26 protein-coding genes are annotated in these 25,892 nt (G+C 46.6%); 24 read left to right on the top strand and 2 right to left on the bottom strand.

All coding sequences use genetic code 11. The annotated features are described in order from the left end of the window. Positions 1–8 precede the first annotated feature (8 nt). From rpsP to PH235_RS01995, 23 genes are all read left to right on the top strand, one after another. Positions 9–281, top strand: a complete 273-nt coding sequence (rpsP, locus tag PH235_RS02105; protein ID WP_068560440.1) for a 30S ribosomal protein S16 — start codon at positions 9–11, stop codon at positions 279–281. Between the two features lie 13 nt (positions 282–294). Next, complete coding sequence (locus tag PH235_RS02100) at positions 295–540, top strand: KH domain-containing protein (RefSeq protein WP_086628136.1); 246 nt, start codon at positions 295–297, stop codon at positions 538–540. A gap of 159 nt (positions 541–699) precedes the next feature. After that, positions 700–1,215, top strand: coding sequence for a ribosome maturation factor RimM (rimM, locus tag PH235_RS02095; RefSeq protein WP_140185937.1), 516 nt, complete (start codon positions 700–702; stop codon positions 1,213–1,215). Then, a complete protein-coding gene (gene trmD / locus PH235_RS02090; protein WP_272160809.1) occupies positions 1,215–1,970 on the top strand; it encodes a tRNA (guanosine(37)-N1)-methyltransferase TrmD in 756 nt (251 codons plus the stop codon). The genes rimM and trmD overlap by 1 nt, the downstream gene beginning before the upstream one ends. 157 nt (positions 1,971–2,127) lie before the next feature. Next, entirely contained in the window at positions 2,128–2,481 is a 354-nt protein-coding gene (gene rplS / locus PH235_RS02085) for a 50S ribosomal protein L19 (RefSeq protein ID WP_106448696.1), read from the top strand. Positions 2,482–2,607: 126 nt separating this feature from the next. Continuing rightward, a complete protein-coding gene (locus PH235_RS02080) occupies positions 2,608–3,042 on the top strand; it encodes a hypothetical protein (RefSeq protein ID WP_272160808.1) in 435 nt (144 codons plus the stop codon). Between the two features lie 47 nt (positions 3,043–3,089). Beyond that, positions 3,090–3,899: a Cof-type HAD-IIB family hydrolase gene (locus tag PH235_RS02075; protein ID WP_272160807.1), complete on the top strand. Its 810-nt coding sequence runs from the start codon at positions 3,090–3,092 to the stop codon at positions 3,897–3,899. A gap of 32 nt (positions 3,900–3,931) precedes the next feature. Then, positions 3,932–4,690, top strand: coding sequence for a prolyl oligopeptidase family serine peptidase (locus PH235_RS02070; RefSeq protein ID WP_272160806.1), 759 nt, complete (start codon positions 3,932–3,934; stop codon positions 4,688–4,690). Positions 4,691–4,754: 64 nt separating this feature from the next. After that, entirely contained in the window at positions 4,755–5,099 is a 345-nt protein-coding gene (locus tag PH235_RS02065; protein WP_272160805.1) for a metal-sulfur cluster assembly factor, read from the top strand. A 132-nt stretch (positions 5,100–5,231) separates the two neighbouring features. Continuing rightward, positions 5,232–7,853: an ATP-dependent chaperone ClpB gene (gene clpB / locus PH235_RS02060; protein WP_272160804.1), complete on the top strand. Its 2,622-nt coding sequence runs from the start codon at positions 5,232–5,234 to the stop codon at positions 7,851–7,853. Between the two features lie 159 nt (positions 7,854–8,012). Then, positions 8,013–8,615, top strand: coding sequence for an NfeD family protein (locus PH235_RS02055; RefSeq protein WP_272160803.1), 603 nt, complete (start codon positions 8,013–8,015; stop codon positions 8,613–8,615). Continuing rightward, on the top strand, positions 8,612–9,598 hold the full coding sequence (floA, locus tag PH235_RS02050) for a flotillin-like protein FloA (protein ID WP_272160802.1): 987 nt from the start codon (positions 8,612–8,614) through the stop codon (positions 9,596–9,598). Before PH235_RS02055 ends, floA begins: the two co-directional genes overlap by 4 nt. Continuing rightward, positions 9,595–10,248 (top strand): hypothetical protein, encoded by a 654-nt coding sequence (locus tag PH235_RS02045; RefSeq protein WP_272160801.1) that lies wholly within the window; start codon positions 9,595–9,597, stop codon positions 10,246–10,248. The genes floA and PH235_RS02045 overlap by 4 nt, the downstream gene beginning before the upstream one ends. Before the next feature lie 21 nt (positions 10,249–10,269). After that, the gene (locus PH235_RS02040) at positions 10,270–11,025 is read left to right on the top strand and encodes a sugar phosphate isomerase/epimerase family protein (RefSeq protein ID WP_272160800.1); all 756 of its coding nucleotides are present in this window, start codon (positions 10,270–10,272) and stop codon (positions 11,023–11,025) included. 141 nt (positions 11,026–11,166) lie between these two features. After that, positions 11,167–12,312: a tRNA guanosine(34) transglycosylase Tgt gene (gene tgt, locus PH235_RS02035; protein WP_272160799.1), complete on the top strand. Its 1,146-nt coding sequence runs from the start codon at positions 11,167–11,169 to the stop codon at positions 12,310–12,312. A gap of 77 nt (positions 12,313–12,389) precedes the next feature. Further along, positions 12,390–12,737, top strand: coding sequence for a preprotein translocase subunit YajC (gene yajC / locus PH235_RS02030; protein ID WP_108033845.1), 348 nt, complete (start codon positions 12,390–12,392; stop codon positions 12,735–12,737). A 34-nt stretch (positions 12,738–12,771) separates the two neighbouring features. Further along, a complete protein-coding gene (locus tag PH235_RS02025; RefSeq protein ID WP_272160798.1) occupies positions 12,772–13,053 on the top strand; it encodes a post-transcriptional regulator in 282 nt (93 codons plus the stop codon). Between the two features lie 557 nt (positions 13,054–13,610). Further along, positions 13,611–16,214, top strand: a complete 2,604-nt coding sequence (gene adhE / locus PH235_RS02020; protein ID WP_272160797.1) for a bifunctional acetaldehyde-CoA/alcohol dehydrogenase — start codon at positions 13,611–13,613, stop codon at positions 16,212–16,214. A gap of 178 nt (positions 16,215–16,392) precedes the next feature. Continuing rightward, positions 16,393–17,037 (top strand): metal-dependent transcriptional regulator, encoded by a 645-nt coding sequence (locus tag PH235_RS02015; protein WP_272160796.1) that lies wholly within the window; start codon positions 16,393–16,395, stop codon positions 17,035–17,037. A 25-nt stretch (positions 17,038–17,062) separates the two neighbouring features. Beyond that, complete coding sequence (gene dinB, locus PH235_RS02010; protein ID WP_272160795.1) at positions 17,063–18,193, top strand: DNA polymerase IV; 1,131 nt, start codon at positions 17,063–17,065, stop codon at positions 18,191–18,193. Between the two features lie 43 nt (positions 18,194–18,236). Next, the gene (locus PH235_RS02005) at positions 18,237–19,058 is read left to right on the top strand and encodes a ZIP family metal transporter (protein ID WP_272160794.1); all 822 of its coding nucleotides are present in this window, start codon (positions 18,237–18,239) and stop codon (positions 19,056–19,058) included. Positions 19,059–19,418: 360 nt separating this feature from the next. Continuing rightward, a complete protein-coding gene (locus tag PH235_RS02000) occupies positions 19,419–20,741 on the top strand; it encodes a DRTGG domain-containing protein (protein WP_272160793.1) in 1,323 nt (440 codons plus the stop codon). A gap of 11 nt (positions 20,742–20,752) precedes the next feature. Further along, complete coding sequence (locus PH235_RS01995) at positions 20,753–21,715, top strand: DHH family phosphoesterase (protein WP_272160792.1); 963 nt, start codon at positions 20,753–20,755, stop codon at positions 21,713–21,715. A gap of 66 nt (positions 21,716–21,781) precedes the next feature. Here PH235_RS01995 and zwf read toward each other — a convergent pair whose 3' ends face one another. Next, complete coding sequence (gene zwf, locus PH235_RS01990; RefSeq protein ID WP_272160791.1) at positions 21,782–23,302, bottom strand: glucose-6-phosphate dehydrogenase; 1,521 nt, start codon at positions 23,300–23,302, stop codon at positions 21,782–21,784. 264 nt (positions 23,303–23,566) lie between these two features. Between zwf and PH235_RS01985 the strand changes: the two genes are divergently transcribed. Continuing rightward, positions 23,567–24,883 carry a DEAD/DEAH box helicase gene (locus PH235_RS01985; protein WP_443080823.1) on the top strand — a complete coding sequence of 439 codons (1,317 nt, stop codon included), beginning with the start codon at positions 23,567–23,569 and terminating at the stop codon, positions 24,881–24,883. Positions 24,884–24,987: 104 nt separating this feature from the next. Here PH235_RS01985 and PH235_RS01980 read toward each other — a convergent pair whose 3' ends face one another. Then, positions 24,988–25,776: a DUF1189 family protein gene (locus PH235_RS01980; RefSeq protein WP_272160789.1), complete on the bottom strand. Its 789-nt coding sequence runs from the start codon at positions 25,774–25,776 to the stop codon at positions 24,988–24,990. Positions 25,777–25,892: the final 116 nt, after the last annotated feature.

Here is a 25,892-nt window from a genome sequence, read left to right as displayed (position 1 = left end):
TTATATAAATGGCAGTTAAAATTCGTTTAAAACGTATGGGTTCTAAAAGAAACCCGTTTTACCGCGTCGTTGTAGCTGATTCACGTTCTCCACGTGATGGACGTTTCATCGAAAAAGTAGGTACATACAATCCAGTTGTTGAACCAGCTGAAGTTAAATTTGACGAAGAGTTAGTTTTGAAATGGTTAGCTGAAGGTGCACAACCTTCTGATACAGTTCGTAACTTACTTTCTCAACAAGGTATTATGAAAAAATTCCACGACTCTAAGTTAGCTAAATAAAAGGGTGGTTTAAATGCCTGAAATTTCAGATTTAATCCTGGCAATTGTCAAACCTTTGATCGTCCACGATGACAAGATGTCCATCGAAATCAAAGAGACAAGTGAGTTCATGGAATATCACTTGCATCTTGATGCCGAGGATGTCGGCCGTGTGATCGGGAAACAGGGACGTGTCGCCAGAGCGATCCGTACAATTGTATACAGTGTCAGAACCAAAGGCACAAAACGTGTCCGCCTTGTGATCGAAGGGGCCGAATAATCCGCTTCAATTGCGGATCCGGTCTTTTCCGTTCGGTGGATGCCTAACTTAATAGCGAATAGATAGAAGCGGATGATGATACAATTGTAGCACTTATCCCTTCTATTTTATTATGTACAGAAACGTTTACAGTATGATCTATGTAAGGAGAGGTGAAAAATGGAAAAATTTTATGATGTCGGAAAAGTTGTGAATACGCAAGGGCTTAAAGGTGAAGTGCGTGTCATTTCCAGCACTGATTTTGCGGATGAACGCTACAAAAAAGGGGCTACGCTCTACTTGTTCCGCGAAAACAGTGAGCCAATCACTCTGAAGGTAGCCAGCCACCGCGTGCATAAGAATTTCAATATGCTGACATTCGAGGGATATAATCGGATCGAAGAGGTTGAGCCGTTCAGAGGGGGAATCCTGCGGGTTTCGGAATCACAGTTGGAGGACCTTTCGGATCATGAGTTCTATTATCATGAGATCATCGGATTGTCCGTCGTCAGTGATGCCGGCGAAGAATTGGGTATCATCAAAGAAATCTTGCCGCTTGGGGCGAATGATGTGTGGGTTGTATCCAAACCAGGCCGAAAAGATTTATTGGTTCCGTATATCGCTTCCGTAGTGGAAAAGGTATCTTTGGAAGATAAACAGGTCACAATCCACATTCTAGAAGGAATGATGGACTGATGAAGATAGATGTATTGACGTTGTTTCCGGCGATGTTCGAAGGTCCTTTGTCCGAATCGATCATCGGAAAGGCGATCGAGGGTGGTCGTGTTTCGATCACTTGCACGAACTTCCGCGATTATTCCGAAAATAAGCACAATTCCGTCGATGATTATCCTTTCGGCGGCGGGGCAGGCATGTTGCTGCGGGCGCAGCCGATCGTGGACGCGCTGACGGACATCGATGTCCAGTCTCCCGAAACCAAAAAAAGGATTGTCCTTTTGGATCCATCCGGAAAAACCTTCAATCAGGAACTGGCGGAAGAGTTTGCCGAAGAAGAGCACATTGTCTTCATCTGCGGCCATTACGAGGGCTTCGATGAACGCATCAAGCAACATGTGACGGATGAAGTTTCGATCGGTGATTATGTTCTGACGGGCGGCGAACTGGGCGCGATGGTCATGATTGATGCGACGGTCCGGCTGTTGCCGGCAGTATTGGGCAATGAGCAATCGAACAAGACCGATTCTTTCTCGACCGGGTTGCTCGAGCATCCCCAATATACGCGACCGCGCGATTTCCGGGGGGATGTCGTCCCTGAAGTGCTTTTCAGCGGCAACCATCAGAAAATCGCCGATTGGCAAGAAAAAGAATCTTTGCGCAAAACCTGGCTGAGACGTCCGGAAATGTTGGAAAAGATCACTTTGTCGAAAAAACAGCAAGCTTGGTTGGCTGAGATACTGCTGGAAGAAAAGACGGATAATCAAGCGCAATAGTGCACTTTAAAATTCAAACAATGTAAACGAAAAATACTTTACACGTCAAAATTATTGTGGTAGAATTCTACAGGTGAGCAGAGAGACTGCTCCATAATACGATATTCCGCTGTGCTGAAAGATTGTGTATGAATGTCGGTTGGAAGGAGAAAAAAACATGAGTCAATTACCATTGATTGAAGCAATTACACAAGGACAATTACGTAGTGATATCCCTACATTCCGTCCTGGAGACACTGTCCGCGTCCACGCTCGCGTAGTCGAAGGAACAAGAGAACGTATCCAATTATTCGAGGGCGTAGTCATCAAACGTCGCGGATTCGGAATCAGCGAAACTTATACAGTACGTAAAATTTCCAACGGTGTCGGTGTGGAACGTACATTCCCATTGCACACACCTCGTGTAGCTCAAATCGAAGTTGTTCGCTTCGGTAAAGTGCGTCGTGCAAAACTTTATTACTTGCGCGCATTACACGGAAAAGCTGCTCGTATCAGAGAAAAACGTCGTTAATATTCCGCATGACATATGGAAAGGTCTGGACTTCGGTTCCGGACCTTTTTTGTATACCGTGATGAGCGTATTTCTTGGGAAAAATGTGCTATACTTGTAGCACCATATATGAAAAGAGTGATAGTTTTGACGATATTAGCAGCGCTTGATCAAAAATTCCAAGAAAAAGGCATGCCACTGAAAAGCCATCCCATCCAAAATGGTCAGTATTTGTATCAAGGAAAATTCAATCTCGATAAAGAACATTCCTTGCCGTTCGGTGTAGTCATCGCCAAAGATGAGGCCGAAAGTGATTTTCAGATCAGCTACAGAAAATTGGCTTACCTGAATAATTACGCTGATAAAGTGAAGCTTTTGGAACTGATCAATGAATTGAACCAAACCAAGACTTTTTATTATACACTTTGCCTGGCTGGCGATGGGGAAATTTTCCTTCGACTATTGGGCCGCACGACAAATGATGTCAAACCACTTTATGATATGCTTGTGATGGGATCGAATATCGCAAGAATCATGACAGCAGAGTTAAAAAGCAAATTTCCGTCGCTTGGGATCGAATGAGTATTCGTCTCTGGGGGGCGGAAACCGCAGGAGGTACTATCAAGAAGATGAAACAAAAATTAATCGCTTTAGATTTGGATGGAACCACACTCAACAATCAGTCGTTGTTGAGCGATCGGACCAAAAATGTGCTGGCAAGGTTGCAAAAGGATGATCATCTGGTCATGATCGCAACTGGCCGCCCTTACAGAAACAGCAAAGAATTTTATGAGACGCTCAAGATGACCACTCCGTTGGTGAACTTCAACGGTGCCTTATGCCATAATCCCCATGACAGCAATTGGAGCAATTATTACCACAAGACGCTCAACAAAGATTTTGCGATGGACCTGATCGAACAACGTGAAGAGATGGGAATCGATTTTATCTGCATAGAAGGCAAGAACAAGCTTTTCGCATCCACCGCAACGCTGCCGTCAAACGAATATTTCCCGAAAAATTTGCTGGCGACGCAGATCACTTCGAAGGATACGCTGTCGGAAAATCCTACTTCCATGAATGTGTTTTCGCACGAACGGAATTTAGAAGCCATCCGTGACCGGATTTTGGCGCGTTATGGGAATGCCATCGAAATCCGTACGTGGGGTGGCACGATGCCCTGTCTTGAAATCGTCTCTGCCGGCGTCCAAAAAGCGCTTGGCGTTGAAGTAGTCGCGAATAACTACGGCATCAAGCGGGAAGATATCCTTGCCTTCGGTGACGAGGACAACGATATGGAAATGATCCGCTATGCTGGTCACGGTGTCGTCATGCAGAATGGGATCACGGCATTAAAGAATATTGCCGACGATGTAACGACGCATACGAATCATGAGGACGGCTTGGCAATCTATCTGGAAAAATATTTTTGCCTATAGCAGTCGATCAGAGCTGAAAAAGAGGGATCCAATTGATCGTAATCGAAAGAAAAATCATAAATAATATACCGATTCTGGAAATCGTTGAAGAAGACAAGAAAACCGAGTCCATTCCGCTCGCGTTCTTTTATCATGGCATCACGAACCAAAAAGAGCGAGGCTTGGAGCCCGGCTACGCATTAGCCGGCAACGGCATGCGCGTGATCATCCCCGATGCCTATCGTCATGGCGAACGCAAAGATGAAGCCTATGCTGGCGAACCGGCGGCAGAGTTTTGGTCGGTAGTCCTGCAAAACATCAAGGAACTTCCTGACCTTGTGGGAGCCTATGTCGAAGCGGGCTTGGCAAAAAGAGACAAGGTTTCGGTCACGGGTCTTTCCATGGGTGGCATCACGACTTGCATCGCTTTGACGCAATACCCTTGGATCCATTCGGCAGCCTGTCTGATGGGCAGTCCGGATCCGATCGGTTTGTCCCATTGGGCATTGAAGTCCCGCTGGGTGGAAGGGTTGCCGCCGATTGATGACGAGAAAGTCAAAACCTTGATGGCGCCTTTTGAAAGCCTGAGCCTCAAAGAACATCCGGAATCGCTCGTGGACACGCCATTTTACATCTGGCACGGAACGGCCGACGAAAGCGTCCCGTACGAACAGATGGCTCAGTTCGTCAACTCCATCAGCGAGGAAGCTTTTGCGGATAACATTTGCTTCCGGTCCACGGAAGGCGCAGGGCATCGGGTTCCTTACGCTATTTTTGAGGAAATGGCTGCGTTTTTGGGGAACGTATATTAGCATTGAATTTCTATACACAAACTGTTATCATCAAATTAATCCAGAAAGGTTAGAGGTGTATGCAATGACTGAAGAGATAAATCCCCAATATTCGCAAGAAGAATTGGAAAGCATAAAAGAACGCGTCCTGGCGGCGCTTGAGCAAGTGATAGATCCGGAATTAGGGATAGATATCGTCAATTTAGGTTTGATCTATGAAGTGGAATTGGAACAGGATGGCTTCTGCCTGATCAAAATGACACTCACAACGATGGGCTGCCCATTGGCGGATGTCATCACCGATGAAATTCATCGTGCTTTGAAAGACGTTCCTGAAGTAACCGAAACGCAAGTGAAATTGGTGTGGTATCCTGCCTGGACGACAGACAGAATGTCCCGATATGCACGCATCGCGTTAGGAATCCGATGATGAAAAGAGCAACAAAGGAAATCACCTTTGTTGTTCTTTTTTTTTCAGGTTATTATTTGACCAATACTGACCATAGTCGTATACTTGTCCTATAAAGCATAATACCAACAGATTTTTTGAGGAGGTCCTAGCATGGAAATGGAAAAAATGACGACAGCCCTGCAGCAGGCAATCGCAGAAGCGCAACGTATCGCAATGGTGCGCAAGCACCAGACCATCGATGTCGCCCATTTGTGGAAAATATTTCTGCAGCCGGATAGTTTTGCTCGCAATTTTTATATCGATTCAGGGGTGGCAATCGATGCATTTGAATCAGCCGTTGATAAGGAACTGGATAAATCAGTGGTGATTGAGGGCACGTCCGTCCAGTACGGGCAAACATTCAGCCAGAATCTGTACAATCTCTTTCTGGAAGCAGACCGCAAGCGGTTGGAGTTGAAGGATGATTTCATCTCCACGGATACGGTGCTTTTGAGTTTGATGACACTGAAAAATCATCCTTTAACCAAATTCTTGGGAAATCAAGGCCTGACGGAAAAAATGATCGCTGAAAAAATCAAGGACATGAGAGGGGGAGAACGCGTGACTTCGCAAAATCAGGAAGATCAATATGAAGCATTGGAAAAGTACGGCGTAGACCTTGTACAGGCGGTAAGGAGCGGAAAACAGGATCCGGTCATCGGCCGGGACGAAGAAATCAGGGATGTTATCCGCATTTTGTCGCGCAAAACAAAAAATAACCCGATCCTGATCGGTGAACCGGGCGTCGGCAAGACAGCCATCGTGGAAGGTTTGGCCCAGCGGATCGTGAAAAAAGATGTGCCGGATAATCTGAAGGACAAAACAATCTTTTCGTTGGATATGGGCTCATTGATTGCGGGAGCCAAGTACCGCGGAGAATTTGAAGAACGCCTGAAAGCGGTATTGAAGGAAGTGAAGAAAAGCGACGGCCGCATCATCCTTTTCATTGATGAGATCCATACGATCGTCGGAGCAGGGAAAACCGAGGGGAGCATGGATGCCGGTAATCTGCTGAAACCTATGTTGGCCAGAGGAGAATTGCACTGCATCGGAGCGACCACTCTGGACGAATACCGCCAAAATCTGGAGAAGGACAAGGCTCTGGAGCGAAGATTCCAGAAGGTATTGGTGAAAGAACCGACAGTTGCCGACACAATCAGCATCTTGAGGGGATTGAAGGAACGGTATGAAATCCACCACAGCGTCAACATCCATGACAATGCCCTTGTTGCGGCCGCGACCTTATCCGATCGTTACATCACCGACCGGTTTCTGCCGGATAAAGCAATCGACCTTGTCGATGAGGCTTGCGCGAACATAAAAGTGGAAATGAATTCGATGCCCACCGAGTTGGATCAGGTGAGCCGCAAACTGATGCAACTGGAGATCGAAGAGGCAGCCCTGAAGAAGGAATCCGACGATCAGAGCAAGAAAAGATTGGCGACTCTGCAAGTCGAGTTGGCAGACCTGCGCGAAGAATCAAATGAGTTGCGCATGAAATGGGGAAACGAAAAGGAAGAGGTCGAAAAGCTGCGTGCCAAACGGGAGGACCTGGAGGACGCGCGCAGGCAGTTGGAGGATGCAGAAGCAGACTATGACCTGGAACGTGCGGCAGTTTTGCGCCACGGCAGCATCCCGCAGATGGAAAAGGAATTGGCGGCTCTCGAAAAAGAGAATGCAACCCGGAGAGGCAAAGAAGGCAACCTTGTCCAAGAATCGGTCACCGAGAACGAAATCGCGACAGTGGTGGGACGGATGACCGGCATCCCGGTGACGAAGCTGGTTGAGGGGGAAAGGGATAAACTCCTGAAATTGGAGGAAACGTTGCATAAACGGGTCATCGGCCAAGAGGAAGCAGTGGAGAGCGTCACGAATGCCGTTCTGCGTTCGCGTGCCGGTCTGCAGTCGCCTAACCGGCCTATCGGATCCTTCTTGTTTCTGGGGCCTACAGGGGTCGGGAAAACGGAATTGGCGAAGGCCTTGGCGGAAAATTTGTTTGACTCCGATGAACATATGGTGCGGCTCGATATGAGTGAATACATGGAAAAATTTTCGGTTTCCCGGCTCATCGGGGCACCCCCTGGATATGTCGGTTACGAAGAAGGCGGCCAATTGACGGAAGCAGTCCGCCGAAGCCCCTATACGATCATTCTCTTGGATGAAATCGAGAAGGCGCATCCGGATGTCTTCAACATTCTGCTGCAAGTATTGGATGACGGGCGCTTGACCGATTCGAAGGGCCGCGTGGTCGATTTCAAAAACACAGTGCTGATCATGACCAGCAACATCGGGTCGCAACTCCTACTGGAAGGCGTCCAATCCGATGGAACCATCCCGGGGGAAGTGGCCAATGAAGTCATGAAAGTATTGAAAGGATCGTTCAAGCCTGAATTTTTGAACAGGATCGATGACACCATCCTCTTTACGCCATTAAGCAAAGCGGATGTCAAACAGATCATCGTCAAAATGGTCAAGGAATTATCGAATCGGTTGGCGGACAAACAGATCCAGCTCTCCGTTTCTGATGAAGTTGCCGCCTGGATAGCCGAGAATGCTTACGATCCGATTTACGGAGCGCGGCCGCTCAGAAGATTCATCTCAGCTGAGATCGAGAATCCTTTGGCGCGCGCCATCATAAAGGGTGATATCCATGAGAATCAGGCGGTGACGGTGACTTTGGTAGGGAATCAAGTCGGATTCCAGACCGTCGATCTTGCTGAATTTCAACAATAATTTGACAAGTCATTAAGCAGAGAGGAAGTCCTGAAAGGGATTTCCTTTTGTTATTTCTGTATTTGCGGTAAAATGATAATATAAATTTTCTTATTGTTATCTTCTAGGGTATGACTGTTTGCTGTTTTTATCGGAACAAAGCCGAAGGAGGCGTTCATTTTGCTGTTTTTGGTCATTGGGTTTCTGTGTCTGGTTTTTATGCTGTTCACTTCGAAGTATTATGTCTTCGGAGGTGCGGCCGTCCTGAGCTTTTTGTTGTATTTTCTGTATTTCGGGAGCGGGAACTGGCTGACTTTGCTGCTGTTCCTGTTCGGGATCATGTTGTTGGTGGTTGAATTGTTCATACCCGATTTCGGGCTGGTGGGGATCGCGGGTTTCCTGATGGTCGCGGCTGGCCTGTTTTTGAACAATGAACGTATTTTGGAAAGTGTGCTGGATGTCAGCTTGGCGATCATCATTTCCGGTGTGGCGACGTCGGTGCTGTTGAAAAAAGGCTATAAATTCCTGCCGGACCGCAGCAAATTGATTTTGGATACTTCCCTTAATCGGGATCGCGGGTATTCGTCCAGCAAAGACTATTCCGAATTCTTGGGAATGATCGGCACAGCCACGACGACGTTGCGGCCGGCCGGAAAAGTCACTATCGGAGGTGTAGTGCTCGACGTAGTCAGTGACGGTAAGGTCATATTGGAAGGGAAACAGATTCAGGTTATCCAGGTTGAAGGGGTCAAAATTACAGTTAAGGAGTTGGATGGAGAATGACAGAAGGATTGATAGGACTCATCTTTATTGCAGTGTTTGTCGTACTGTTTTTATCTTTGTTTTTCCGCTTTGTGCCGGTTGGTCTATGGATCACGGCTTACTTTTCGGGAGTGAAAGTCAAAATTTCAAATCTCGTCGGCATGCGCTTGCGCCGGGTGGTTCCTTCCATGATTGTGCAGCCGATGATAAAAGCCACAAAAGCGGGACTGATAATTGATATAAATGAATTGGAGGCACATCATCTTGCTGGCGGAGATGTCAATATGGTCATCGATGCGCTGATTGCAGCGCAGCGTGCCGATATCGATTTAGGTTTTGAAAAAGCGGCTGCCATCGATTTGGCCGGTCGTAATGTATTGGAAGCAGTGAAAATGAGCGTTAACCCAAAAGTCATCGAAACACCGATCATCGCGGGTGTCGCCATGAACGGGATTGAAGTAAAAGCCAAAGCCAAAGTAACGGTACGTGCCAACATTGAACGATTGGTCGGTGGTGCTGGTGAAGAAACGATCATCGCCCGTGTCGGCGAGGGGATCGTCACAACCGTCGGCTCTGCTAGGATGCACACTTCCGTCTTGGAAAATCCGGACTCCATTTCCCAAACGATCCTGAAAAAAGGACTGGATTCGGGTACTGCCTTTGAGATACTGTCCATCGATATCGCGGATGTTGACGTCGGCCGTAACGTGGGCGCAAAATTGCAGGCGGAGCAAGCGGAGGCAGATAAGCGTGTGGCCCAAGCGAAAGCGGAAGAACGCCGTGCTTTTGCGGTCGCTGAAGAACAGGAAATGATTGCTGAAGTGCAAAGGATGCGGGCGAAAGTGGTCGAAGCCGAAGCGGAGGTTCCTTTGGCGTTGGCTGAAGCACTGCGCAACGGTAACATAGGTGTGATGGATTATTATAAAATGAAAAATATCATAGCGGATACTGAAATGAGGAGCAGCATTTCAGAGTTTCCGGCAGATAGAAGCGAACCGGAATGACTAGCCTAACCTTTCTTTTACCAATCCTGTTGCCGATTCTTTTCCTGGTGTTCTTTCTCTCTGTGCTCATCTCGATAGTCAAAAGGATAAATCGTCTAGCGGAGAACGCCAGACTTCGAGCGGGCACCTCCCAAGCAGCTGCCCTGCAGCAGACAGTTCGCCAGTCGTTTGATGGTGCCGGAAATGAGAATGCGAAGCAACTGATCAAAAAACTGGCTACATTGAAGCCTGAACAGGTCTACGGCTTTTTCCAGGAGCGTCTGCCCGAAAAATACCTGCGGGAAGTCAGCCGGATTTTGACCAACAGAAATTGGCGGAGGGAAATCCTGATTTTCGTTAACCGCGAAAATTTGTGGCAGTTGCTGTTGCGGGCGAATGCGCCAAAAACAGGCAGCGACCAAAATGACACGGAACCTGCGGATGAAATCGATGAAGTACAAGAGTTTACGGACTATAATATGGATCCGACCGTGGGGTTGGCTGATGACTTCAATTTCTTTTCTGAAGACACCAAAGAATTGAAAACCGCCAAAAGAATGGAGAAATCCACCATTCATAACAAGAAAAATCATTCCGGCAATCAAAAAGCACTGATGCGAGCCGTCATTGCCAAAGAAATACTCGATAGGCCGGACTTTGACCGCAAATAGGAAATTGAAGGAGACAGATGGATGGCAAGAGAGTTTGGATTGAACACTTTAGCGTACATGCATAGATCTGCGGACAATAAAGTGGAACAAAAAGAAATATTGAAGGAAATCAAGGAAATGGGCTTCCCGATTGTGGAAGTCAGAAGAGAATACATCCTGTCCGGCAAAACGGAAATGAAGGAAATAGCTCAGCAAGCCTCGGATTCTGGCTTGAAGGTGTTCTATTCCGTTCCGGCAGAACTGTTCACAGCAGGTGTGTTGAACGGACAGTTAGGTAGTTATTTTGAGGAAGCCGCCCTATTGAACGCAGTCCAGCTGAAACTGACTTTAGGGGAATTCCGGGGATTCACAGCCAAGCTTGCTGAAGAATTCAGGGAATTGTTGAAGGCGTATCCCATTCATTTGACGATCGAAAATGACCAGAGCGCTGAGAAGGGCAGTCCGGCAGTCCTGATGGGTTTCATTGCTGAAGCCCGCAAAGCCTCATTGGACATCGGACTGACTTTTGACACGGGCAATTTCGTTTATATCGACAGCGATCCTTTCGTTGCGGCAGAGCAGATGCGCGATGCAGTAACCTACATCCACCTCAAGAACGTTGCCATTACTGACAAAGGAATAGTTTTATCCGGGCTGGAATCAGGGTTGGTGGATATGCGCCGTCTTTTGTCGTTGTTCCAGGACTCTGTGCCCGCCAGCATCGAATATCCGTGCGGCGTTGGGGACGAAGTAACAAAAACCATTAGCGCTGATCACAAAAAGATCCAATCTTGGTGAACCTGCTTTTGCCTATATCCTTATGAATCAGAAATGCAATCCGAAGCATCCGGATTGCATTTTTTCGTAGCGAATACAAGAAAATAGTGTGCGACTGTGGTATACTGATTGCCGGATATCTATAGGAAAGAAGTGAATACATTGACTGAACCAGCGATTCGTTATCGCCTTATCAAAAAAGAAAAACATACTGGTGCACGCTTGGGAGAAATCATCACCCCCCACGGCACTTTTCAGACTCCCATGTTCATGCCGGTAGGGACTTTGGCCACCGTGAAGACGATGTCTCCTGAAGAATTGAAGGCGATGGGTTCTCAGATCATTCTGAGCAATACTTATCACCTATGGCTCAGACCGGGCTCAGACTTGGTGGAAGAGGCAGGAGGCCTGCATAAATTCATGAATTGGGACAGAGGGATCTTGACCGATTCAGGCGGCTTCCAAGTCTTCTCATTAAGTCAGAACAGACAGATCACCGAGGCTGGCGTACATTTCCGGAATCATCTGAACGGTTCGAAAATGTTCCTGTCACCGGAAAAAGCGATCCACATCGAAAATCAACTGGGTGCCGACATCATCATGAGTTTTGATGAATGCCCTCCTTACAGCGAAAGCTATGATTACATCAAAGCATCGGTCGAAAGGACGACCAGATGGGCAGAGCGTGGCCTTGAAGCCCACAAAAAGCCCGATCAACAAGGCTTGTTCGGAATCATCCAAGGAGCAGGCTATAAGGATTTAAGGCTGCAGAGCGCCAAAGAACTGATTTCCTTGGATTTTCCAGGCTATTCGATTGGTGGACTTTCGGTCGGCGAAACGAAAGAAGAGATGAATGGTGTACTTGATTACCTGACGCCAGTCATGCCCGAGAACAAACCGAGGTATTTGATGGGCGTAGGTGCGCCGGATTCCTTGATCGATGGAGTGATTCGCGGAATCGATATGTTCGACTGCGTCTTGCCTACCCGTATAGCGCGGAACGGCACTTGCATGACAAGCAGCGGTCGTTTGGTCATCAAAAATGCGAAATACGAACGGGATTTCCGTCCATTGGATGAAAAATGCGATTGCTACACATGCAAAAACTATACACGTGCGTACATTCGTCATTTAATCAAAGCTGATGAAACATTTGGCTTGCGCTTGACCTCGTATCATAATCTCCATTTCCTGATAAACCTGATGAAAAATGTGCGCCAAGCCATCATGGATGACAATCTGTTGGAATTCCGGGAAGCGTTCGTGGAAGAATATGGCTTCAACGTTGAAAATCCGAAGAAGTTTTAGGTTTTGGGTGGTAGTCTATCCTAAAGTTTGGTAAAGTGGATGATAGATAAAAATAATCCACAGATGGAGGAAAATGTATGGATACAGTAATCATGATTGCCTTTTATGGGGTGCTGTTCGGCGTAATGTATTTCATCCTGATCAGACCACAAAAGAAACAAGCGCAAAAAACGCAAGATATGCTGAGTCAAATCAAGCCAGGGGATAGAGTAGTCACCATCGGCGGCCTGCACGGAATTGTCGAAGAGATCAATTCCGCTGATAACACAGTCGTATTGGATTGCGAAGGGATCTTCCTGACTTTTGAAAAACGCTCTATTTCACGTATTTCAAAGGTTGCCACAATCACAACGGATGATGCGATTGTCGAAGATTATTCAGCAACCGAATCAGAGCAAGAACAAGAGGACAAAAGCGAAGAGTAAAGCGATTTGATTCATCGGAAAGGAGGGACGGCGTTTGCCGAATTTATCAGAGAAGCAATATGATCAATTGGAGCCTTGGTTCAAACTAAAAGCAACTGAGTTCAATCAATTGGGCTACGAGAACATCCAAGTCGACGATATCTATCGCTATTTCAAGGAATTTTCTTGGAAGCATACCGTCCCTCCGCATTATTACCAACAAATCCGGGATATCATGAAGACGACGGTAAACCACTACTTCGACTTTGTTGCTTTGGAAGCCCAAGTCTATAAGGTCTCCTCATTGGATGAAATAAATTTTGATGATTTCCTGTGAATCGTTCCACGCGAAAAGTACAATACTTCAGAGTATTGTGCTTTTTTTGTAAAAGTTATTCTGGGTTTGTGGTACAAGCAGTGCCGCAAGGATCCGTTTTTTGGGCGGCAACATGTAACCGGGACGATTTCAGCCCTTAAAATCGAGTGAAATAATTTTATCGCTGGAATATCCAAAGTTAATCGCGGATTCAGTCGGATTCGACAATTAGTAAGCGGATTTATGCGAGGTGAGTGCGTTGGGATTGCGGAGATCGATCAGATAGGGACGTTAAACGACCATATTTATTTTCGTTCTAAAAATTATTTCAAAAAAACATTTTTCAGTGCGGATTCCGAACAATGATAATAATTTCACAATCAAAAGGTTGAGAAATAGAATGTTTCCAATAACTATTTGTGAAAACTAGTAGTGATAAAAAGCTTTGATGAACACGCTTACAGGGCTTGTATGGGAAATAAGTGAAGAAAATCACATTTATCCGCTTTACAAACGAAATTCCATGAAATATAATAAGCATGTGAAAAGGATAACATACATTTTTAGGAGGATCTCACATGAGTAAAGAAAAAGTAGTTTTAGAGGAGAAAAAACCCATGATGACTGCAAAAGAAGAAATCAGCAACTACACTGGAAAAGCCCAAAAAGCTTTGACTCTATTTGAAGATTATACCCAAGAACAAGTCGACCACATCGTCCACGAAATGGCATTAGCTGCAATGGAGCAACATATGCCACTTGCAAAAATGGCAGTTGAAGAAACAGGCCGAGGCGTTTATGAAGATAAATGTATCAAAAACATGTATGCCGCTGAAAACATTTGGCATTCAATCAGAAAAAATAAAACAGTCGGAATCATCGAAGACAATAAAGTTGATCAAATCATGAAGGTTGCCGCTCCTGTAGGCGTTGTTGCCGGTATCATCCCAACAACCAACCCAACTTCGACAACAATCTTCAAAGCAATGATCTGTATGAAAACAAGAAACCCGATCATCTTCTCTTTCCACCCAAGCGCAGAAAAATGTTCAGCTGCAACTGCAAAAGTTGTTTACGATGCTGCCATCAAAGCAGGCGCACCTGCTGACTGTATCCAATGGGTAGAAGGCGTATCAATGGAAAAAACAGCTGAATTGATCAACCATCCAGAAGTTGCTGTCGTATTGGCTACAGGTGGAGCTGCAATGGTTAAAGCTGCTTATTCTACTGGTAAACCAGCATTGGGAGTTGGTCCTGGTAACGTTCCGGCTTACATCGAAAAATCAGCAAACGTTAAACGCGCTGTAAACGACATCATCGTTTCAAAAACGTTCGACAACGGTATGATCTGTGCTTCAGAACAAGCTGCAATCGTCGACAGCGAAATCTATGATGAAGTCAAAAAAGAATTCCAATTGCACAATGTATACTTCGCTAAACCTGAAGAAATTCAACAATTGGAAGACGTCGTGATGAACGATGCCAAAACTGGCGTGAGACCGAATGTTGTCGGTATGCACGCTCGTAAAATCGCTGAATTGGCTGGATTGAACGTTCCTGCAAACACAAAAATGTTGATCGCTGAATTACCTGGCGTCGGAGCAGAATACCCAATGTCAAGAGAAAAATTATCTCCAGTATTGGCTATGATGAAATCAGACAGCACAGAGCATGGCTTCGAACTATGCAAACAAATGCTTGATTTGGGTGGCTTAGGTCACTCGGCTTCACTGCATACTCGCCGCAATGATTTGATTGAGCAATTCGGAAAAGAAATGAAAGCTTGCCGCGTTCTTATCAACTCTCCATCTTCTCAAGCTGGTATCGGTGACTTGTACAACAATAATATCGCTTCATTAACTTTGGGTTGCGGATCTTACGGCAGAAACTCAGTTTCTCATAACGTTTCTGCATTAGATTTATTGAACGTGAAAACTGTTGCTAAAAGGAGAAATAACATGCAGTGGATTAAATTGCCAGAGAAGGTTTACTTCGAAGAAAATTCAGTTAGATACTTACGTGACATGAAAGATGTCGAAAGAGTCTTCATCGTCTGCGACGACGGCATGGTCAAATTCGGCTATGTGGATGTAGTCATCGAACAATTGAAACAACGCAACAACAAAGTATCTTACGCAATCTTCTCAGATGTTGAACCTAACCCGACAACAAACACTGTAAACCGTGGTACTGAAAAAATGCGCGACTTCAAACCGGATACAATCATCGCAATCGGCGGAGGTTCTCCAATGGATGCTGCCAAAGCGATGTGGTTGTTCTATGAGCACCCAGAAAGCGACTTCTTCGGCGCTAAACAAAAATTCTTGGATATCCGCAAACGTACTTACAAGATCAAGGACATGGAAAAAGCGAAACTTGTCTGCATCCCTACCACATCAGGTACTGGTTCGGAAGTAACGCCATTCGCGGTTATCACAGACAGCGAAACACACATCAAGTACCCATTGGCTGATTACGCATTGACTCCGGATATTGCCATCGTGGATCCACAATTCGTATACAGTGTTCCTAAATCTGTAACTGCAGATACTGGTATGGACGTATTGACGCATGCCATCGAATCTTTTGTTTCCGTATTGGCAAACGACTACACTAAAGGTTTGAGCTTACAAGCCATCAAACTGGTATTCGAAAACCTTAGAAACTCATACAACTACGGCGATCAAGAGTCTCGCGAAAAAATGCACAATGCTTCTACTATGGCTGGTATGGCCTTCGCGAATGCGTTCCTGGGTATTTCCCACTCGATCGCACACAAAATCGGCGGACAATGGGATCTGATCCACGGCCGTACGAACGCTATCCTGTTACCGCATATCATCCGCTACAATGCAATCGATCCGCAAAAACATGCGTTGTGGGCTAAATACGAGTACTTCCGTGCAGACGAAGACTACGCTGAAATCGCTCGCTACCTAGGCTTCAAAGGTAACACGACAGCTGAATTGGTCGAAGCTTTGGCGACTGAAATCACTAAATTAGGACAAGACATCGGCATCAAGATGAACTTCAAGGATCAAGGCATCACTGATGAAATGCTTGATCGCGATGCGGACCGCTTAGCTGAATTGGCATTCGAAGATCAATGTACAACAGCTAACCCTAAACAACCACTGATCTCAGAATTGAAAGAAATCATCTACGCAGCCTACAAAGGTTAATAGTAGATAAGGAAAGCCGGGACACGCTCCCGGCTTTTTTTGTTGCTCAAAAAAATTTTATGATCAGATAATGGGCGTGTGGCCTACCGAATATTGTGGGTTTTAGGCTTGTAATCAAGCGGATTTGTCGTATAATATAAAATATAGTTTAGGTTAGCCTAAAAAGAGGAGGGAGCGCATGACGCCGCACAAAGAGGATTATCTGAAAGTAATCATGGAATTGGGTGGAGACAAACAGCTTGTCAATAACAAGCAGATCGGTCAGGCTTTATCCGTATCTGCCGCTTCTGTCACTGAAATGTCCGTAAAGTTGCTCAAGGATGGCCTGATCAGCCACATCCCGTACCAAGGGGTGCAGATCACCGACAAAGGCCAATTGATCGCAAATAAGCTGATCCGGAAACATCGCCTTTGGGAAGTGTTCCTTTCGGAAAAATTGGATTTCAACTGGGATGAGGTACATGACGAAGCGGAATTGTTGGAGCATGTCTCATCGGATCGCTTGATCGATAGGCTGGATGCCTATCTAGGTTTTCCTAAATATGATCCGCATGGGGGCGTGATACCCGACAAAGACGGCCGGATCGAGGTTTATGAAAGCAAACCATTGATCGAGCTGGAAGTCGGCAGCCGCTTCATCATCAGGGAAGTTGATGACGATCAGGAATTTCTGGCGTATTTGCTCAACAAGGATGTAAAGTTAAGCGTGCCCTATCTGTTGACAAACGTGGAGCCGTATGAAGGTCCGTATACTTTTCAGTCCCAGAATCATCAGTCTTACCAAATCAGTTTCAAAGCGGCAAGTAAAATTCACGTTCAATAAAGCAGTTCAAAACAAGGAGAACAGTATGCAGATTGGGATGTTGACCTTTAAGGAACCCGAAAATGATAAAAGCAGAAAAATCATCCACGTGGATATGGATGCCTTCTACGCTTCAATCGAGGAAAGGGATCATCCGGAACATCGCGGCAAACCGATCGTCATTGCGAATCATCCGAGAGATACCGGTCGCAAAGGGGTCGTGACTACAGCCAATTATGCCGCCAGGAAATTCGGCATCCATTCAGCGATGAGTGCGCAGAAGGCTTTTGAACTCTGCCCGGAAGCCATCTTCATTCCTCCGCGCATGAGCCATTACAAGATTGTTTCCCAACAGATCCGGGGAATATTCGCGCGCTACACCGATTTGATAGAACCGTTGTCGTTGGATGAAGCCTATCTGGATGTCACAAAGAACAAACAGAATCTGTCCAGTGCGACAGTGATTGCCAGGAAAATCCAAAGGGAAGTCTGGCAGGAAACGGGTCTGACTTGCTCGGCCGGTGTTTCCTACAATAAGTTCATTGCAAAGATTGCTTCCGACTTCCAGAAACCGGCTGGCATGACTGTGATCACACCAAATGATGCAGTCCGCTTTTTGCAGGGATTGCCAATTGAAAAGTTTTATGGCGTCGGCAAGAAGACAGTCGAAAAGATGAAACTGTTGGGTATCCATTCCGGGGAGGATCTCTATCTTTTTGATCAAAGTGAATTGCTTTCACAATTCGGGAAGCACGGCTATATCCTCTACCAACGGGTCAGAGGCATCGACAACCGCGCGGTGGAGCCTGAACGGGAAAGGAAATCGATCGGGAAAGAACACACCTTTACGCAGTTCCTGACGGATGAGGAACAGGTCAGGGTGGAACTGAAGCAAATCGCTCTGGCTGTCCAAGGAGCTCTTCACACCAACAAGCTGCACGGGCGGTCGATTGTGTTGAAGATCCGCTACGCCGATTTCGACACGATAACCAGAAGAAAAACCCGTATCGATCATTTTTCCCAAGCAGAGGATATTTTCCGTCATGCCTGGGAACTTTGGTTGGACAACGGCACGATCGAACGGCACGTGCGTTTATTGGGGATAACCGTAACACAGCTCGACCCGATCCACTACGAGAACATTCAGTTGCCATTATGGGACACGACGCATCTGTAGCAGAAATCATTCATCATTTCATTATAAAGGGGAGATAAAAATCATGTTAGAGTCATTCAGTCAATTAAATCCAATTATGCAAGCGTTCATAGCGGGATTGTTCACTTGGGGTTGTACCATCATAGGTGCCTCATTTGTGTTTTTCTTCAAATCCGTCAACCGCAAAGTCCTTGACGTCATGAGCGGCTTCGCTGCCGGGGTCATGATAGCGGCATCATTTTGGTCATTATTGGCTCCATCCATTTCCCATGCCGAAGAGAGCGGCTACGGTGGCTTGTCGTGGGTTCCGGCGGCGATCGGTTTTTTGTTGGGCGGCGTGTTCCTGCGCATGACGGACAAAATCGTTCCCCATCTGCACTTGGGTGAACCGATGGAACACCGGGAAGGTCCGCAGACCCAAGCTTCCCGCAATCTGTTGTTGTTCTTGGCCATCACGATCCATAACATTCCCGAAGGCTTGGCCGTCGGAGTCGGTTTTGGAGCGGTCGCAGCCGGCATTTCCGAGGACAATACGCTATTGAGTGCCATCGGTCTGGCGATCGGTATCGGCATCCAGAACATACCGGAAGGATCAGCCTTGTCCATGCCGATCCGGGCTGATGGAAACAGCAGGCTGAAGGCCTTCAATTACGGCCAACTTTCTGCCATCGTTGAACCGATTGCGGCCGTCATCGGGGCAGCCGCCGTCATATCGATGAGCGCGATTTTACCTTACGCGCTCGCGTTCGCTGCCGGGGCCATGATCTTCGTTGTAGTCGAGGAACTGATACCGGAGTCGCAAACGAACGGCAACAGCGATATTGCCACGATGGGACTTATGGTCGGCTTCACAGTCATGATGATCCTTGACGTCGCTTTAGGATGATGAATAATCCGTTGAAAGGCCTTCTGTGCGGAAGGCCTTTTTTTATGTATGCAGAACAAAATAATATCGCTCGCTTTTCGTTGTACTAATAAACTGTTTCATGATACGATGGACACTGAATAATACAGTTTTTTGTCACAGAGAAAGGTGAGGAACCGCACGAGGATATCTTTTCACGGGTAATCCTGCTCATGCATTGAAACAGCGGGACCGAATTGCAGTTCCAATCCACTACAACACGTTTCCGCTGATCAAGCAGGATCCGAATGATTTTCTGTCCCTTCTGGATGATGGCATCGGACTCATCATGCAACCGGGAGATTTCATTTCATTACAATAGAGAAAGCAAGGGAGTACACTATGGCAACGAAACACGAGCAAATCATCCAATACATCGAAACGCTGCCGGTCGGGGAAAAACTTTCCGTCCGCACGATAGCCAAAAATTTGAACATGTCTGAAGGCACAGCTTACCGCGCCATCAAGGATGCCGAGAACATCGGATTGGTTTCAACCATCGAGCGGGTAGGCACCATCCGAATCGAACGCAAGTCGAAAGAGAATATCGAAACGCTGACTTTCGGCCAGATCTGCAAAATCATCGATGGGGATATTTTGGGAGGCAAGAAAGGCCTGGACAAGACTTTGAGCAAATTCATCATCGGCGCTATGCAACGCGAAGCGATGGAACGCTACATTTCACCCGGATCACTTATGATCGTCGGTAACCGGAATGATATCCAGGAATTCGCATTGGAAAAAGGCGCAGCAGTGCTCATTACGGGGGGGTTCGATACGGATGAAAGCATCGTCCATTTGGCTGATCAGGTCGAAATGCCGATACTGCGCACGACCTATGACACCTTTACCGTAGCGACAATGATCAACCGTGCCATGACGGACCAACTGATCAAAAAGGAAATTATGCTGGTGGACGACATCTACACCCCGATTGATGAGACGAAATTCCTCTCATTGGACGACACCGTGTTCCAATACCGCAATCTCAATACCGAAAGCACCCACTCGCGTTTCCCAATCGTCAATCATAATATGCGTCTTGTGGGCATCATCACGGCGAAGGACATCCTTGGAAAAGCAGATACGCTTTCGCTTGAACGGGTAATGACCCGAGATCCGATAGTCGCAAAAACGCACATGAGTGTGGCGAGCGTGGCGCACCGGATGATCTGGGATGGATTGGAAGTGATGCCAGTTGTGAAAGATAACCTGCAGCTGCTCGGCATCATTTCACGTCAGGATGTCATGAAGGCCATGCAGTTGGCGCAGCGGCAGCCGCAAGTCGGCAACACGATCGAGGACCAAGTCGTAGAAAACCTATCCTTGACCAGTTCTGAAGAAGGAGACGGCCTACCCGCTTATCGCTTCCGGATCACACCGCAAATGACGAACAGTCTCGGGACTGTGTCGTTCGGGGTGCTGAGCGAGGTGTTGGCGAGCACAACCAAAAAAATCTTGTATACCTTACAGAAACGGAATGCTGTCATCGAGCAGATGGACATCTATCAATTGAAGATGATCCAGATAGACAGCGTCATCGAGATACGCTCAAAAATATTGGAATTGGGCAGAAGGTCATCCAAATTGGATGTCGAAGTATATTTAGAAAATTCACTGGTCAGCAAAGCAATCGTCATTTGCCAACTGATGGAAAAATCGTAGGAGGTCAGCAAGTGGAAAAACCGATTTATGCAGATATAGTCAGTAAAATTCAAGAGTACGCAACCATCATCATCCACCGGCACCTGCGTCCGGATCCAGATGCGTTGGGTTCGCAGAATGGTCTCGCCAGCTTGATCAGGCAAGCCTACCCTGAGAAAAAAGTATTCGTTGTCGGCGAAAATGAAGACAGCCTTTCTTACCTCGGCAGCATGGACAGCATTCCGGATGAGGCCTACGAAGGTGCCTTGGTGATTGTCACGGACACAGCGAATCAGCCAAGAGTCAGCGACAAACGCTTTGTCAAAGGTGATTATCTGATCAAAATCGATCACCATCCGAATGAAGACACCTACGGAGATATTTGCCTTGTGGAGACGCACGCCAGCAGCAGCAGCGAGATCATCGCAAAGATTTCCTTTTCAACTGAGGGTGCGCTGCCGATGAACGCTGCAGCGGCGCGGCTATTATATGCCGGCATCGTCGGCGATACGGGCAGATTCCTCTATCCGGCGACTACAGCAGTGACGATGGAGATAGCCTCGAAATTGATGCAGTTTGATTTTTCTGCTTCGGATATCAGTCAAATGATGAACACGAATTCCTTGAAAACGGCCAATTTGTCAGGGTTCGTCCTGCAGAGTTTGACGATCAATGATGTCGGGGTAGCCAGCATCATCCTCTCCCAAGAAATACTTGGGAAATTCGGTGCGGTCGACAGCGACACCGCTCCGGTTGTCCCTTTGCCGGGCACCGTAGAGGGCGTTTTATGTTGGGGGATATTTGTGGAGCAACCGAACGGCACGTACCGCTGCAGACTGCGCTCAAAAGGTCCGATCATCAATGAGGTCGCCAAACGGCATGGCGGAGGCGGGCACCCGCTTGCGAGCGGAGCGAACGCGAAGGATGAGGCGGAGATAAACGACATCATTTTGGAATTGGAAGAGCTTGCGATCGAATGGCAGAACACGCATTGATGAAACAGACTTGAATCGAAAAAGGCCGGACAAAAGCGTCGTTTCGCTTTTGTCCGGCCTTTAGTTTTATTCGTTTTCCTGTTTTTCTTTGTAACTTTGACTCCAGTTGAATTCAGTCCAGCGGAATCCGTCCTGCTCAAGCAAAGTGTCACTTTCTTTGGGTCCCATTGAGTGGCTCTCATACGCGAAAAGGGTATCCGTACAATCTTCTTGGGCGTCCCAAACTTTGCGGATCTCATCAACGAAGCGCCAAGATTGTGCGACTTCATCCCAATGGGAAAAGTTTGTCGGGTCGCCGTTCAGGCAATCCAGTAAGAGGCGTTCATAGGCTTCAGGGCTGTTTGCTTGCGTTTCCTCATCATAGATGTGGTGCATGCGGATATTCTTCATCTCGGTTCCTTGACCGACCCGTTTGGCGTTCAGGCGTAAGGAGAAGCCTTCCAGCGGTGAAACATGGATGGTCAGTACATTCGGTTCAGCGATTTCGTCGACGCCTTCCGTAGGGAAGATGTTCATCGATACGTGCTTGAACTGGATATGGATGTATGTTTCTTTTGAAGCCATTTGTTTGCCGGTCCGGATGTAGAAAGGAACGCCTTTCCAACGGAAATTATCGACCAAAATTTTGCCGGCCACAAAGGTTTCGCTTGATGAAGCAGGATCGACGTTAGGTTCCTCCCGGTAGGCTTGCAACGCTTTTGCCGGGTTTCCAGCGTACTGGGCCCGGATAAAGTTGCGGTTGACCTCTTCAGGTGTGTTATACAGACGCAGGGAACGAAGAGCTTTAATTTTCTCGGAACGGACATCTTCGCCTTGCAAGGACAGCGGCGGTTCCATAACCAACAAGGCAACGATCTGAAGGATATGATTTTGCACCATATCGCGCAAAGCGCCATTGTTATCGTAATAAGCGCCGCGTTCCTCAACGCCCACTGTCTCGGATAGGGTGATCTGAACGTTATCGATGTATTTGTTGTTCCACAGTGATTCGAAAATCATATTCGAGAATCGGACAGCAGAGATGTTTTGTACCATTTCTTTGCCCAAATAATGATCGATACGGAAAATTTGGTTTTCGTCAAAGGATTTGCGCAGCTTAGTGTTCAGCGCATCCGCGGATTCGAAATCGCGTCCGAAAGGCTTCTCGATGATCAAACGGTTGAAGCCGTCTTCCGTGATCAGCTTTTGTTCCTTCAGTTTTTCGGCAATGATGCCGAAAAATTCAGGAGACATCGCCAGATAGAAAACGCGGTTACCTGACAGCGAATACTTGGCATCCAAGGATTCGGACAAGACCTTCAATTTGGCGTAGTGTTCCGAGTCGTTGACGTTGTGGGCGATGTAATAGAAATGGGCTGCGAAAGAAACAGCTTCTTCCTTATCCTCAGTCAAATCTTTGATGGAATCCAGGACCACTTCACGGAAATGTTCATCGGACCAGTCTCGTCGCGCTGTTCCGATAACGGCAAAATTATCTTTGATGAATCCTTTTTTGTATAAGCGAAATAATGATGGATACAGTTTACGGTGAGCCAAATCACCTGTTGCTCCGAAAATAGTGAACAGAGCAGTATTTTGGGTAATCATTACATGCCCCCCTTTTATTATGATTAGATTCTATTCATTATATCATTATACTATTATCATTTACGGTTGGCAATGAAAGAAAGCGTCTGTTTTCATGTTGACGGCATCTTTGCCGGGGTGCTTTCGTCAGTGTGTATAAATATATTGATAATAAATTTAAGCGCTTGGTTTTCAAATTCTTATTTGAAATTAAGGTTTAAACCTTGCGCATGTGTTATAATGGTAAGGCATAAAATACGCAGAAGAAAAACAAGAGGTGTAAACGTGGAATTTAAAGACTTTCAATTGAAGCCATTTTTGCTGGAGGCAATCAGCAAATTGAATTTCAAAGAACCGACCGATATCCAAAAACAAATTATCCCGATCATTCGAACCGGCAAGAGTGTGATTGGTCAATCGCAGACAGGGACAGGGAAAAGCCATAGCTTCTTGCTGCCTTTGATCGATGCCATCGATCCATCAAAAAATGAAGTCCAAGTTGTCATCACTTCACCTAGCCGTGAGCTAGCTGAACAACTGTATCAGACAGCTAGTCAACTGATCTCAAATGCGCCCGAGGAAATCCGTATCGTCAGCTACGTAGGCGGCACAGACAAGAAACGTCAAATGTCGAAACTGGTCAACAACCAACCGCATATCGTCATCGGGACTCCCGGCAGAATTCTTGATCTGATCAATGAGCAAGCTCTGAAGATCCATACCGCATCCAAAATGGTCATTGACGAAGCGGATATGACACTGGATCTGGGCTTCCTGCATGATGTCGATCAGATTGCCGGCCGCTTGCCGGAGAAACTCCAGATGCTGGTATTCTCCGCTACGATTCCAGAGAAACTGAAGGGTTTCTTGAAGAAATACGTCGAAAACCCTGTCGTTGTCCAGTTGAAACCGGAACATATCATTGCACCGGCAATCGATAATCTGTTGCTGTCCACTAAAGGACAAGCAAAAATTGATGTTCTGTATCAAGTGTTGACGATGGGAGAACCATATCTGGCATTGATTTTTGCCAATACAAAACAAAATGCCGAGGAAATCGCTGATGGACTGAGACAACGTGGCATCCAGCCGGCAGTCTTGCATGGCGATGTGCCGGCTCGTGAACGCAAACGCATCATGAGAAGAGTCCATAATCTGGAGTACCAATTCATGGTGGCTACCGATTTGGCGGCACGCGGCATCGATATCGAAGGCGTTTCACACGTCATCAACTATGAATTGCCGAAGGACATGGAATTCTTCGTACACCGTACGGGCAGAACGGGACGCAGCAACTTAAAAGGAACTGCTATCACTTTGTACGCGCCGGGTGAAGAAAAAGCAATCGATGATCTGGAGAAGTATGGGGTTGTTTTCAAACCAGTCGCTATCGAAAAAGATCAACTTGTTGAAACTTACGAAAGAAAACGCCGTGAGATGAGAAACGCTCCGAGTCAATTGGAACCCGATCACCGCATCCGCGGAATGGTAAACAAGGCTAAGAAACAAGTGAAGCCTGGCTACAAACGCAAATTGAAAGAAAATATCGCCAGCCAACAGAAACGCAAACGAAGAGCAAGCAAAACCCGCAACCACGGGTAAAAAATAAGAAAAAAAGAGGCCGCAGCAGATGATCGAAAGATCATCTTGCTGCGGCCTCTTTTTAGGCAGGAAACGGACATTGCCGAAAAGTTGCGGCTGTCCGGCTATTCTTTAAGGGCTCTGTAGAAATAGAAAATACCGATGAGGGCAATCGCTTCATCCTGAATCATAGGGTAGAGGCCGAATCCGTTCAATAGGCTAAAGAAAACCACCGGGACGACGGAGGCAATCAGCGCCATCCTTAATATTTCGCGGAACGGGAGTTTTTTCCGCATGAATCCTGTCAATACATTCGCGAACAGCGCGATAATCAACAGCGTCAGAAGCACACTGAACGAAGAAATGAAAAGGCTGAACAAGAGCATGATCACGCCGGAAAAAAGCCGATCGCTGGAAAAATTGCCCAGCAACTTTTTGAACGACTGGTCCGTAAGGTCATCTGACTGCTCATAGGGCAACCTGAATGGGACGTCTTGAGCGTAGAGTGTGAAGGCATCCTTTGAAAATACGAGACTCAAAATCAAAACAGGTGAGGACATTTCTTTTTCGATTTCTCTCTGCGTGTAAACTTCCTGACTATCGAAAGCCAACAGGACTGTGTCGGTTTTATAAATGAAACCTCTTTCCGAGGGATTCTCCAACTGCAATTCGCTGTCCGAAATAGTGAATGAAGGTATTTTGTCCGCTATCACGCCCGCATCTGCCGAAAATTTTTGCAGCGTGGCATACCCATCCAGAAACAGGGGGATGCTGACGGTCAGTGAGAGCAAGATGAAGAGCAAAAAGGCAGGGCCTTTTTTTAATGTTTTGGCACCCAACAATTGCTTTGGATCCATAAAACTGTCTTTGACTAAACTAACGATTGAGATTGTGATCACCGCTTTCTGCATCATACTTGTCCAGTCTATCGAAAATGGATACATTTAGCAATCAAAAATTGCTACGGCTTCGAGGCTTTATTTTTGATAAAGTGAGCAATTGATGATACAGTGAAATCAGTCAGAAATCA

Origin of the sequence: Trichococcus sp. K1Tr, assembly GCF_028309625.1 — a bacterium.
Taxonomy (GTDB): domain Bacteria; phylum Bacillota; class Bacilli; order Lactobacillales; family Aerococcaceae; genus Trichococcus.
The sequence above is the reverse complement of the archived record's forward strand: the minus strand, read 5'-3'. Positions and strand labels throughout refer to the sequence as shown.